This window comes from Helicobacter anseris, assembly GCF_003364335.1.
Lineage (GTDB): Bacteria > Campylobacterota > Campylobacteria > Campylobacterales > Helicobacteraceae > Helicobacter_H > Helicobacter_H anseris.
The window spans coordinates 47,509-60,134 of the sequence record NZ_NXLX01000004.1 but is presented as its reverse complement, the minus strand read 5'-3'; the positions used below and the strand labels follow the sequence as shown (position 1 = coordinate 60,134).

At 30.9% G+C, this 12,626-nt stretch carries 16 protein-coding genes; all 16 read right to left on the bottom strand.

Translation table 11 applies throughout. The features are described from left to right. Window positions 1-2: 2 nt before the first annotated feature. Genes gmhA through CQA57_RS02670 form a run of 16 tightly spaced genes read right to left on the bottom strand, consistent with a single transcriptional unit; the run spans window position 3 to window position 12,565 of the window. On the bottom strand, window positions 3-563 hold the full coding sequence (gmhA, locus tag CQA57_RS02745) for a D-sedoheptulose 7-phosphate isomerase (protein ID WP_115578711.1): 561 nt from the start codon (window positions 561-563) through the stop codon (window positions 3-5). Continuing rightward, window positions 563-1,975, bottom strand: coding sequence for a D-glycero-beta-D-manno-heptose-7-phosphate kinase (gene rfaE1, locus CQA57_RS02740; protein WP_115578710.1), 1,413 nt, complete (start codon window positions 1,973-1,975; stop codon window positions 563-565). Before rfaE1 ends, gmhA begins: the two co-directional genes overlap by 1 nt. Further along, on the bottom strand, window positions 1,975-2,961 hold the full coding sequence (gene rfaD, locus CQA57_RS02735; protein WP_115578741.1) for an ADP-glyceromanno-heptose 6-epimerase: 987 nt from the start codon (window positions 2,959-2,961) through the stop codon (window positions 1,975-1,977). The genes rfaE1 and rfaD overlap by 1 nt, the downstream gene beginning before the upstream one ends. Then, a complete protein-coding gene (locus CQA57_RS02730) occupies window positions 2,961-3,500 on the bottom strand; it encodes a D-glycero-alpha-D-manno-heptose-1,7-bisphosphate 7-phosphatase (RefSeq protein WP_115578709.1) in 540 nt (179 codons plus the stop codon). Before CQA57_RS02730 ends, rfaD begins: the two co-directional genes overlap by 1 nt. A 9-nt stretch (window positions 3,501-3,509) precedes the next feature. Further along, window positions 3,510-4,298, bottom strand: coding sequence for a sulfite exporter TauE/SafE family protein (locus CQA57_RS02725; RefSeq protein ID WP_115578708.1), 789 nt, complete (start codon window positions 4,296-4,298; stop codon window positions 3,510-3,512). A gap of 1 nt (window position 4,299) precedes the next feature. After that, window positions 4,300-4,611 (bottom strand): hypothetical protein, encoded by a 312-nt coding sequence (locus tag CQA57_RS02720; protein WP_115578707.1) that lies wholly within the window; start codon window positions 4,609-4,611, stop codon window positions 4,300-4,302. Further along, the gene (gene hisG, locus CQA57_RS02715; RefSeq protein ID WP_115578706.1) at window positions 4,608-5,213 is read right to left on the bottom strand and encodes an ATP phosphoribosyltransferase; all 606 of its coding nucleotides are present in this window, start codon (window positions 5,211-5,213) and stop codon (window positions 4,608-4,610) included. The genes CQA57_RS02720 and hisG overlap by 4 nt, the downstream gene beginning before the upstream one ends. Then, entirely contained in the window at window positions 5,210-5,845 is a 636-nt protein-coding gene (locus CQA57_RS02710; protein WP_115578705.1) for a type III pantothenate kinase, read from the bottom strand. Before CQA57_RS02710 ends, hisG begins: the two co-directional genes overlap by 4 nt. Further along, on the bottom strand, window positions 5,842-6,873 hold the full coding sequence (locus tag CQA57_RS02705; protein WP_147288342.1) for a hypothetical protein: 1,032 nt from the start codon (window positions 6,871-6,873) through the stop codon (window positions 5,842-5,844). The genes CQA57_RS02710 and CQA57_RS02705 overlap by 4 nt, the downstream gene beginning before the upstream one ends. A gap of 1 nt (window position 6,874) precedes the next feature. Then, complete coding sequence (locus CQA57_RS02700; protein WP_115578703.1) at window positions 6,875-7,468, bottom strand: hypothetical protein; 594 nt, start codon at window positions 7,466-7,468, stop codon at window positions 6,875-6,877. Between the two features lie 16 nt (window positions 7,469-7,484). Further along, window positions 7,485-7,913, bottom strand: a complete 429-nt coding sequence (gene dut / locus CQA57_RS02695; protein ID WP_115578702.1) for a dUTP diphosphatase — start codon at window positions 7,911-7,913, stop codon at window positions 7,485-7,487. A 3-nt stretch (window positions 7,914-7,916) separates the two neighbouring features. Further along, window positions 7,917-8,402: a transcription elongation factor GreA gene (gene greA / locus CQA57_RS02690; RefSeq protein ID WP_115578701.1), complete on the bottom strand. Its 486-nt coding sequence runs from the start codon at window positions 8,400-8,402 to the stop codon at window positions 7,917-7,919. A 49-nt stretch (window positions 8,403-8,451) separates the two neighbouring features. Beyond that, complete coding sequence (gene lpxB / locus CQA57_RS02685) at window positions 8,452-9,516, bottom strand: lipid-A-disaccharide synthase (RefSeq protein WP_115578700.1); 1,065 nt, start codon at window positions 9,514-9,516, stop codon at window positions 8,452-8,454. After that, window positions 9,500-10,081, bottom strand: a complete 582-nt coding sequence (gene mua, locus CQA57_RS02680) for a nickel-binding protein Mua (protein ID WP_115578699.1) — start codon at window positions 10,079-10,081, stop codon at window positions 9,500-9,502. Before mua ends, lpxB begins: the two co-directional genes overlap by 17 nt. Further along, window positions 10,078-10,440 (bottom strand): hydrogenase/urease nickel incorporation protein HypA, encoded by a 363-nt coding sequence (gene hypA / locus CQA57_RS02675; protein WP_115578698.1) that lies wholly within the window; start codon window positions 10,438-10,440, stop codon window positions 10,078-10,080. Before hypA ends, mua begins: the two co-directional genes overlap by 4 nt. Next, window positions 10,433-12,565 (bottom strand): WD40 repeat domain-containing protein, encoded by a 2,133-nt coding sequence (locus tag CQA57_RS02670; protein ID WP_115578697.1) that lies wholly within the window; start codon window positions 12,563-12,565, stop codon window positions 10,433-10,435. Before CQA57_RS02670 ends, hypA begins: the two co-directional genes overlap by 8 nt. Between the last annotated feature and the right edge of the window lie 61 nt (window positions 12,566-12,626).

The following is a 12,626-nucleotide window of genomic DNA, read 5'->3' as shown; positions in this document are numbered from 1 at the left end:
TACTAAGCATTTCTTTCTAAGATATCACAAAGAGTGTGTATCACAAAGATATGCATTTCTTGAATTCTTGGAGTATCATTACTTGGGATTATAATATTATAATCCCCAAGTTTTTTCATCTCTCCGCCATCTCTTCCACTCAAACTCACACACTTACATCCAAGCTCTTTTGCCTTATGCATCGCTAATAGAACATTCTTAGAATTTCCACTTGTTGAGATTCCAAATAAGATATCCCCATCTTTTGCCAAAGCCTCAACCTGTCTTGAAAAGACAAAATCATATCCATAATCATTACCAATTGCTGTGAGAGCAGAAGTATCTGTACTTAAGGCAATGGCCCCAATAGCCTTTCTTTCTCTTTTATAACGACCAGTTAATTCTGCTGCAAAGTGCTGAGAATCTGCTGCACTTCCACCATTACCACAAATTAGAATCTTATTACCATTTTTAAGTGCTTCCACAAGACATTGCGCTACACTTTCTATATCCAAAAGTATATGGTGCATTGCATTACTAATCTCTAGGTGTGACTTCAACTCTTCTAAAATAAACTCTCTCATTACTCTCCCCTTATTTTATTGATAATTAAGCTTGTGGATTTTCCCTCAACAAAATCAATCAATAAAGTTTGTTTTGCAAATTCGCTTCCAACAACCACTTTATCCTTATAATCACCCCCCTTCACCAACACATCAGGTTTTAAAGCCTTGATAAGATTATAAGGTGTGTCTTCATCAAACAAAACAATAAAATCTATACACTCCAATCCTGCCAATACAAATGCTCTATCATCTTGCATATTGATTGGCCTATCCTTGCCTTTTAATCTTTTGATAGAATCATCAGAATTTAAACCTACGATGAGAATATCTCCAAGTTTTTTTGCTTCTTGTAAATATTGGATATGCCCTCTATGCAAAATATCAAAACAACCATTTGTAAAAACAATCTTTTGATGAGTATCTTTCAAAAGTCCTCTCAAAACTTCTAAATCTATAATTTTTTTATTTTGCTTCTCTTTGATATTTAAAAAAGCTAATATTTCTTCCTTGCTTGCAACAGCACTTCCAACCTTGCCAACAACAACAGCTGCGGCTGCATTGGCAAACCTGCAGGCATCATAGATTCCAATACCCTGTGCTAAACAAAAAGCTAGACTTGCAATCACCGTATCTCCAGCACCAGTTACATCAAAAACTTCGCGCGCAATTGTAGGAATTTGCAATATCTTATCATCAGAATCCAAAATTCCTATTCCATCTTCACTAAGCGTAATCAAAGATACCTTCAAATCACAATCTTTTTGCATTTTTTGTGCTGCTAACTCTAAGGTTTTTTTATCAATAATTTTTATCTGAGTAGCTTCTTGTGCCTCTTTTTTATTTGGAGTAAGTAGTGTTGCACCTTTATATTTAGAATAATCTATCCCCTTAGGATCGCATAATATTGGCTTATTCTCACTATTTGCTAGATTGATAATTCTCTGCAACAATGCCTTTGTCAAAACCCCCTTATTGTAATCAGAAGCTATGATTGCATCATAGTTTGAAATTTTTTCTTCTAATATTGCATAAATTTTCTCTTCTAAATCTTGAGGGATTTCCTGTTTAGATTCTCTATCAATTCTTAGAATTTGCTGATTAGAAAGAATAATGCGACTTTTTTGAGTTGTAGGCCTTGTTGCATCTACTAACACTAATTGAATTCCAATTTGCAAAGAATCTAGCTGAGCTACCATCCACTCGCCCATAGAATCTTGACCAATAAGACCACATAAATCTACTTTTGCTCCCAAGCTTACTAAGTTATTAGCAACATTACAAGCTCCACCTAAGCGGTTATTTTCATTTTTTACATCTACTACCTGCACCGGAGCTTCTGGAGATATCCTAGTGCTTTCCCCCCAAATATAATGATCCACCATTAAATCCCCAATGACCAAAATCTTTGGTTGTTTATTAAAATAGGTCATTATCTTTTTTCCTCAAAAATCTTCTTTATTTCTGGAATATAACTTTCAATTCCATCTTCTAAGCTATATTTTGGCTCATAACCCAAATCAAATGTAAAGTCTTGAATATGCGCTTGCGTGTGTGTTTGAAAAAAACTATATGGATTTGGAATATATTCAACTTCAAAATTTCCTAAATGTTTTTTAAGGCATTCAACAATATCATTATAGCTCCTAGCTACACCACTCCCAACATTATAAATCCCTCCTTTTTTAGCACAAGCAGCCACAACATTTGCTTGAATTACATCTTTTATATAAACAAAATCTCTTTTTTGCTCTCCAAACTCAAATAATCTTACTTTTTGATGCTCCAATGCTTGCAAACCAAGTTGCAAAATCATAGAAGCTGTCTTGCCTTTATAAAATTCTCTTTCCCCATAAACATTGAAAAATCTTAAGCCCACTATAGGTAACTTTGGATTTTCTTGCAAAATTTTTCTCACACTCATATCCATCATCAGTTTTGAGAATCCATAAACATTTTCTGGTTGCTCTCCAATTCCCACAGAATTTGGTGCAGGAGTATTTCCATAAGTCCCAGCAGATGAAGCATAAACCATAACTGCTTTTTTTTGCAAACACATTTGCAATAATTCCAAAAATGCCAAATGATTAGTCTGCATTACAAGTTCTTGATCCATCACTGTTGTATCAGAAATTGCTGCATGATGAAATATAATATCAAAATCAATTTTTTCTAAATTCTTTCTATCTTCTTGAGAATTGATATCCCCTACAATCACCTCTCCATTAAACCCAAGAAGATTCTTAAAATGTCCCAAAGATGTTGGATTCCCACTTGCAAATGTCTGATTATTTCTAAATTTATCAAAAATAATCACTCTAGCTTTTGGGAAAAACTCTTGAAAATAAAAAGCCAAATTACTACCAATAAATCCAGCACCACCTGTTATAACAATTGTTTTGTGATTGAAATCTTGCATCATTTAAGTATCTCCCTTTGCATTAAACTTATAATTTCCTTAATATAATTAACTTGGTATAAGTTTTCTATGACAACCTCTCCCATATCCTCTGACTGGTTTTTTACCAAAATTTTATATTTTATACCTGCATTTTGTGCAGATTGCACATCTCTTAATCTGTCACCTATCAAAACACTCTGTGATAAGTCCAACTTATAATCTTTCATTGCCTTTTGTATCATTCCTGGTTTTGGTTTACGACACAAGCACTCATCTTCTGGTTTATGTGGGCAAAAATAAATACTATCAAAGCCATAACCCAATCTTTGTTTTAACTCATTTTGCATATAATTTGAAACATCTTTAAAATCCTCTAAAGTATAATACCCCATTCCAATTCCAGACTGATTTGTCACCAATAACAATAAAAATCCTTGCTTTTTGCAAAAATCCAAAAGCTCAAAGATTCCATCACAAAAGGTGAAATCTTCTTGTCTATACACATAACCAAAATCCCTATTTACTATCCCATCTCTATCAAAAAAAATAGCTTTCATTTTTACCTCCTAATGACAAGACATTTCTTGCTTTTCATTTCCACAATCACACTCCTTTTTACAAGCACAATGACCCTGCTCGCAATTACAATGATGTTTTGTTTTGTGATGATGTTGAGTTACTGGGTTTTGCAATTTATTTATACCTTTATAAATATTCATTCCTCCTAGTATTACCATCCCAACAAAACCAAGAATTAAAAAAACTCTGCGATATACCACTTTTAAACTTATCCCGAAAATAAAACCAAGAATAAACATAGGAATAAATGTAGCAAAGCCAAAAATTCCCATCGTAAGTATGCCATTTAGAATACTACCGCCCGCTAGAGCAATACCAGCAAAATAATACACCATTCCACAAGGCAAAAAACCATTCAATACACCCAAAAAATAAAAACTTGAAAAAGTTTTAGATTCCATAAAATATGCAAATAACTTTCTAAAAATTGAAAATTTATAAGGACTTGGCTCAAAACTAGCAATAATTTTTGGAAACAAAATGTAAAAAAAAGCAAAAAGTATTAAAAAACATCCCAGAAAGATTAAAAACCAAGCACTTACAATAGGACTAATACTAACCTTATATCCGATAAAACCACAAATAATCCCAATAACTATATATCCTGTAATTCTGCCAAGACTATAAAGTAAGTGTGCAAAACCTTGAGAAAATAAATGCATATCTTTAGAAATTTTTGCACTAGAATAAGCAATGACAATCCCTCCGCACATTCCTATACAATGTGCAAAAGCCATAGATAGCGCGGTTAAGAAAACAACTACTAGATTTTCCATATCACATTTCTCCAGTATCAATTGATTTTTGCAACATTTCTTGTGCCTTTTTTATGCTCTCTAATTGCAAATCTTTTTGAGAATTTTTTGAAGCATTAGATGGAGATAATTCACTGCCAAGCTCTTCAATAGAGACAATTCCTTTTGGCATCTTGATAAATACATCTTTATAATTCTCACCTCCCCTTTTATGTTTTACATATACCTCTCCTGTCTGAGTATTATAAAGATAGGTATCTTGTTTGTCTGCAAACATTTGCCATTGAGCAAAAAGACTTGTCAAAAGTAAAAAACTCAAAGCTAAAAATTTCATAAAAAACCTTTAATCTTCTCTTGCAATTGTAATATTTCCCTTTTCTTAGAAAAAAAACTATTTTTATTAGCTATTAAAAAAACGCTAGATTCCATAATAACTGAATCAATTTCTAGATTATTTTGCCTCATCGTAGTTCCTGTTTCTACAATATCAACAATCCCGTCACTTAACCCCACTAACGGCGCTAATTCTATAGAACCATAAAGTTTGATTACATCTACTGCGATTGCTTTTTTAGAAAAATATTCTTGAGTAATACGCGGCATTTTTGTAGCTATCTTAATATGCGATTTTGTATAATCTATGGGCTTTCCAATTTCTGAACCTACAACTATTTTACATCTTCCAATACGCATATCCAATATTTTTAAAACATCAATCTTGCTTTCTTCCAAAACATCAAGACCCACAACACCAATATCAGCAGCTTGATGATAAACATAAGTTGGCACATCTTGATTTCTTACCAACAAAAAAGAAAAATTTCCTTTTTGTAAAATCAATTTTCTATCATCAAATAAAAATTCTTCCCCCAATATAGATGAAAATATCCTCAAAGTATCATCAGCTATTCTTCCTTTTGGCAATGCGATTGTCATTTTATTTCCTTACTACAAATGTCTTTGAAAGTTTTTTCCATTCCTCTAAATATGAGCATTTCATCATAAATGCTGTTATTAAAAAATTTTGATAAAAATTTTCCATCTCCCCCTGTAAAAAAAATCTTTTTATTTTTTGCCATAGATTCAATTATTCCCTTCAAACTTTTAAAAACTCCAAAACTTATCGCATCTTGGGTATTTTGAGGCAGATCATCAAGATTTAAATTAAAATTAAAAGATTTTTTTAAAACGGGTGAAATACTAGCATAACCATGCATGTAAGCAAACAATCCTGGCAAAATACAACCGCCCAAATGCATCCCTTCATGCATAACATCAATAGTAATTGCACTTCCAGCATCCACAACTACCCCATCAAAAATACTCAAACAAGCAGCTTTTCTATCAATTCCCATTCCAACATATAATGTATCAATTTCAATATATTCTGCAATATTGCGCGCATGATGCTGTAATTTTAGCAACTTTTGCTCATGCTCTTTACAAACACTAATATAATAAACTTGGGAAGTTAAAAACTTTTTATCAAGATTTTCAGGCGCAACTTTCCAAATGCTTTTTGTATCATAAAAATGAAAGTAAGTATTACCAATATCGCAAAATATCATTTTTTCCAATCTCGTGAAAAATCCAAATAATATTTGTCATAATAAATTCTTTTATTATCATAAAAAACAATACCATTTCCCAAAACTTTACCTAAAATATTTTGCAAGAAATAAGTCTTATAAGAAAAATCTTTTAAGTCAAGTTCGATAAGATAACCCTGCCTTTCCATTGTAAAAAGCTTATCTTCTGCAATTACAATGCCACTCAATAAAGCAAATGGTAACTCTACTTCATTTAAAACACGCATTGTAGTATCCAACTCAACAATCTTTCCCTCCAAAGTTAAAACATAATAATGCCCTTGATAAAATTTTACATCTTTGATATTTGCTTCATACGAGAATGTTTTTCCATCTGCTAAAGTCATTACTTTTTTTTGTGTTGCGGTTAATATTTTAGAATCTTGGGATTGCAAAAAAATAACATTACTAAAAAACTGATCTGAATTAACAATCACAACTCTTTGAACTTTCATATCCTTTAATGAAGTAACAACAAGCTGTCCATCTAGCATAGGGAAAACTACATTTGTATCCAAAAAAACTGGATTTGCGATAAGGGAATTTACTGCTATGATAGAAGCACCCTTGTCATTAAATACACTCTTTTTTTCCATAATATCAATAATTCCATAAGAATTATCCCTCAATACAAAAGCTAGAAAATTATCTCTAATATTTGCTGCAACTAGACAAGCAGGAATATCAAATTTTTTTGTTTCTTGAGTGTTTTTATTGATAATTTCAATATGCTGACAATCCTTGGCAATTATATAAAATTCATTGGTTTCATTAACAATTTTTGCTTTATTTTTTAAGCGCAATAATGTCTTGCCATTTTGCGTAATCACCTCACCATTTTTTAGCATTGCACCACTACGACTTGTCCATTCAAGCTCACTTTTTAAAAAATGATTAAAGATAACAGAACCATCAACTTGCTTAGGTTCAAAATTTTTTCTTTGGGCACAGCCACTAAAATAAATAAAAATAACCAATCCGATAAAAAAAAGATTGTTTATTCGCATATTATTTTGCTCCATATTGATAGTGCAACAAGAGTTTTACCATTTCTTTTAATACAGAATCCTGCCCTATGGATTGTAAAATCTCAGCTGCCTCTTTGTAGTCATTTGTCTGCAATTTTAAAAAAGCTTGTTGCATTTTTGCCAAATCACCAAAACCATCTGTATTGATTCTACCAAGAGCATCTTCATCTTTTTGCAAAGAAGCTAATTGATAGCTTGCAAAATTTTTTACTAAATCATTCTTAGATTTACTTAAATCTTTCAAAGATTTCTCATCTGATGTTTTCATAGCTTGAGACAAACTAAACATTTCATAAAGTTGCGGAGATTCTTGCTTTAGTACATCAATCAAAGCTTGATTATTAGGTTCTATCAAAAGTTTATCAAATACTTCTGTAGCTCTCAATGCCCTATTTTCCTGTATTTTGGAATCTATTTGAAAAAATATAAAAATTCCTATGCATACCAAAAGCACACCTAACAATAAATATTTATACTTTTTAATAAAACGCTCGATTCTAAAAGCACTCTCAAAAATCTTCTCATCAGATTTAAATTCATTTTTTACAACATCTAAATTTTGCTTCAAATTCATCCTAATATCCTTCTATCTAAACTCCACTACTTCCAAAACCACCACTTCCTCTTTGGGTATCAGAAAGCTGTGCACATACTTCAAAATCTGCTCTCTCATATTTTGCTATTACTCCTTGAGCAATTCTATCACCCTCCTTAATATCAAAGTCTTGATTTGAATAATTACACAAAATAACCATAATCTCTCCACGATAATCACTATCAATAGTTCCTGGGGAATTTAAAACTGTAATTTGATTCTTCAATGCTAAGCCACTTCTAGGTCTTATTTGTAACTCAAAACCACTATCAATCTCCATAGCAAGACCTGTTTTTATCAAAGCAATACTACCTGCCTTTAGCACACATTTTTCAATTGCATGCAAATCAAATCCAGCCGACCCTTGTGTCTGATATTGTGGAACTATTGCATCTTTATGTAATTTTTTAATTTTAACCTTCATGCTTCAAAACTCTATGGGCTTATAATAAATTTCTAAAATCTCAAAATCATTCTCTCCATTTGGCAAAACAATACTAACCTCATCACCAACACTCTTTCCAATAAGACTTTTTGCAATAGGAGAACCAAAAGAAATCAAACCTTTAGAAGGATCACTTTCTATACTACCTACAATTGTATAAGAAAAAGTCTTCTCACTATCAAGATTTAGGATTTTTACGCTGCTTCCAAAACTCACTTTATCGTGATTCAATACCGAAGGATCAATAATTTGTGCATTTGCCAACAATGAAGACAGGTCATTGATTCTTGCTTCAATAAAAAGTTGTTTTTCCTTAGCAGCATGATATTCTGCATTCTCCTTTAAATCCCCATGACCCCTTGCGATATCTATTTCTTTTACAATATTTGGACGCTGATTTTCTTTTAAATCTTTAAGTTCAGCACAAAGTTTTTCATAACCATATTGAGTGATAGGTTCTTTTGCCATTTCTTCTCCTTAATCAAAAACATATAATACAAAAAGCAATTTAATAAAATCAATCCCTAATCCATTGAGCAATTGTTTTTGCACTGCCAAATTTTAAATACTCTCTAATCTTCTTACTTTTTGCAAAAAAATCATTACGGTTTGTATTTTGATAAGCCAAAAAAAGTTGCTCTACATTAAAATCTTTTTGTATAAGCTCAAAATGCATCCAACTCTTTCCAAGACCAGCTTTCTCTTTGCAGATAGCATTAAAAAATATATTTGCCAAACCAATATATTTCAATTTAATTAAGCTTTTATAAATAAAATAATCTATCCATTTTGTCTTATATGCCAAAACAAATGGGGTGCCTATTAGAGCAGATTCTAATGTAGCTGTACCACTACATATAAATGCAAATTCTGCATTTAGCAAGCTTGTATTTGCATCATAGCTAATTTCAAATTCCCTAATTGCATCACCATAAAGCTCTATTAAATCCATATGCATATAAATCTTTGGGACTACTAAAATTTTTTTCTTATCACTAAAATACATCCTTGCAAGCTGAGAAAAAATAGGAAAAGTTGTTCTAATCTCACTCAATCTACTTCCAGGCATAAAAACTATCCCTTCTCCACCTATAGTCTCTTTAAAATTTCTTATAGAATCTAGCAAAGGGTGTCCTACATACTTTGCCTTTTTTTGATAAAACTCAACTTCAAATGGCAAGATTGCACCAAGTCTATCACAAAATTTTTCAACAACTTTTGCACGCCATGGTTTCCAAGCCCAAACTTGAGGGAGAATGTAATAAATAATCTGTTTATCTGGATATTTTTTTTTAATTTTTTTTGCTAAGGGGATATGAAAAGAAGAAGAATCTAAAAGTAATATCTTATCCACATCTTTTGCCAATTCAAGCATTTGTTTTTGCACCTTTAAAAAAAAAGGAATCTTCTTAAAAATATCAACAAATCCCATAACAGAAAAATCTTTTGGACTATATAATGGATTCCCTAAACTTGTATCAAAAATACCAAAAAGCTCAATTTCATCTTGAGCAAATTCCTTTAATAAAAATTTTAAATGTTCATTTGAGCTAGATTCTAAGGCACTAACCAAGATTTTCATCTTTACTCATCCTCTCTTTTAAAACAATTTCTGTATGAAAGTCTCTTAATTCAATTTTTAACTGCGAATTTTCTAGCTCCAACTCAGCAATTTTGTTTCTAAACTCTCTTCCCTCCTTTAATGCAATACGATACATAGCAAATAAACTTTCATCATAAATTCTGCGTGCTGTTTTTAATTTTTTAATCTCTCCATTATCTAAAAATACCTCAACATCTAAAAGCGCATCAGGCAATACTTCTTGTTTTTTCTCCTTTAATTGTTTTTTTTCTTGTGATAATTTATTGATATCATTTTTGATTCTTTGTTTAATTTTTTTTTCTTGCAAGAGCTCAAGAGATTTTTCATAAACTTCTTTTTGTTTTTTTAAACTTTGTATCTCATTTTTTAGCTCTATAATTTCATTTCTATATTGGCGTAATTTTTCCTGATCTTTTTGTATTTCAATTTGATATTCCTCTCTTTCTTGAACAAATCTTTCACGCTCATTTTCAAAAATCTTATAAATCTCCCAAGTTTCTTTAATATCTATAAGTTTTTGAAAAAATAAATCAAAATTTTTCATAAATCCTCTTCCTGCAATAATTCTAAACTCATTAGATGCATTTCTTTACCCTTTATAATTTCTAAACGACTACTACCGCACTTTATACATTCACCATATAAAAGCTCTTTAGGATAAAAAACAACACCACAATCCTTGCACTCTAACTCAACCTTCTCATCTAAAATCTCTAAGATGCTATTTTTACAAAAAATACTTTCCTCACGAAAAGTTTCAAATGCACTGATAAATAAACTCTTATCCATTCCGCTACGCTCTCCTATAGCCACAACAACCTTTTGCACTTCCTTTGCATTGTGCTTCTTGGCATTTTCTTCACACAAATCAATCAAAGAAGCAACTACAGAATACTCATGCATTTTCAAGCCTCTCTATAATGGTTTTTTTGTATTCAATTGCTTGTTTTTTTATATCAACAATATCTTCTAAAATTTTATCAAGATTTTTTTGCATACACAATTCTTTGAATTCATTACTCTCATCAAAATAACTAATATAATTCTGCAAAGTCTTTTTCCAATCAATATTACTATCCATAGTTGCATTTTTTATTTCATAAAAATAGGCAATTTGAAAAATAATATCAAGTCTATTTTTCCATTTCCCTAAAACAAAAAAATCTTTTAATATTTCATAAACCTCTGATGTTTTACCACATTGAGCATAGTCTGTTGCTTTTTTAAAAAGGACTAAAAAACTACTTTCAATTTCAAGATAACATTTACAAGTGAGCAGCTGTGGGTGATCTTGCAAAATCTGATAACACTCAATGTAGTTTTTACATTCAAAGGCTTTTTGCATTGCTTGTTGGGCATCAAAGAAATCCTTAAGCATCTTTACTTCTAAAGCAAAAAGATCTACTTCCTCTAAAATCATCAATTGCTCTACCATAGCATTCTTATCTATTTCTTGCAAAACTTGATTTTGCAAAGAAACTAATATTTCTTTATAGCGATTAAAAATCTTTGCATATGCTCTTGTTGCTTGCAGATAAGGATATTTTTTTGCAACCTCATAGGCTTTTTTATAAGAATGATTTTTTAAGCAATTAACCATATCCATATACCGATCAAAATGATTAAACAGTATTTCAATTCTTTCTTTTTTCTGTGGAATTAGCATAAAAGGTTCTAATATTTTCTTTACCCTTAGAATCTGATTCCCATAATCTTGCTCTAACATCTTTTTTGATGCCTCAAGAATTTTCTCAAAATAATTTTCAAGCTCATCAAAAACCCTTAAATCCTTCAAACCTTTTTGCCTTTCTGCAATTTGATAAGCCTTGCAATACAATTTATTTTCAATTGCTCCCAAAAAATCCAACAATATTTGTTTTTGATTCAAATACCTTTTAAATTCTCTATTGATTTTTGAATCCTCTAAATAAGGTTGTGTGATATGCAATGCATTTTCAATTTGATTATTAGCAAATAACTTAATACTATCCTCTAAAACCTCTCTCCAATTCTCACTTCTTACGCTAATATATCTTTCATCAAGTTTTAAAAAAATATTATTTTCCTCTGCAAATATTTTTGCTTCCTCAAAATTTTTATTGTGCAAAAATTTATACATCTCCTGCTTTCCATGATCCTCATCAATGAAAATCACTTTCCCACTAATAAAGCAAACGCAAATATAATGTCCAAAAACACCAATAAAACTCACCCCGCTATCAGGCAATTGAAGTTCAAAGAGATTTTCATTGTCTCTAAGACAATGGATTCTAAAAATATTATCCCTGCCAACAATATAAGCATAATTTTTATGATTTGAAATTACACAACAATTTAACCAAGCACCATAAGTTTTTTTAATATGGTTTTCCTTGGATATAAAATCTATAATTCCACTTTCTCCATCTTTACAAATATAAAAGAGTTTCTTATTTTTCTCAAAAAAATGCATATCTATACACACACTTGGGGTTTGCACATCCCATATAAACTCACAAGCTTTCAAATCATAAATCAAAATTTTATGATTATAAACGCTTAAAACTAAAAAAGAATTTGTCGCATCAAAACACATACACGCAATATAATCTGGTTGAATGGGACATAAAGCATACAATTTCCTATCTTTAGTTGTATGAATAAAAACTCTACCATCCTCTCCCCCAGTGGCAAAAAGACTAGAATCTGGAGAGAATGCTACACAGCTAATATTGGCCTTGTGCCATTTAATACGCTCACTCATTGCCACTTTATCATCAACAATCTCATAGATTCCAAGATGAAAGCCATTGACTTCTGATAATAAAACTTTTTTATCTGATATGCAAACTGCCTTTGAATAAATGTGATGAATTAAACTATTCTTAAGAACTCTTTTTCCAAAAATAAGTTTCTCATCGTTAATACAATAACAAAAAATACCATAGGCATTATCACTCAATATCAATCTATTATCATCTATATCTGCGCTTAGTATTGGGTTTAAAAATTTTAGGCTTTTGTAGATTTTAAAAACCATATCTTCCATACTTTTTCCTCATTCAAGGTTCTTCTATTATACTCTCTAATAATAAAAATATATTAGAATT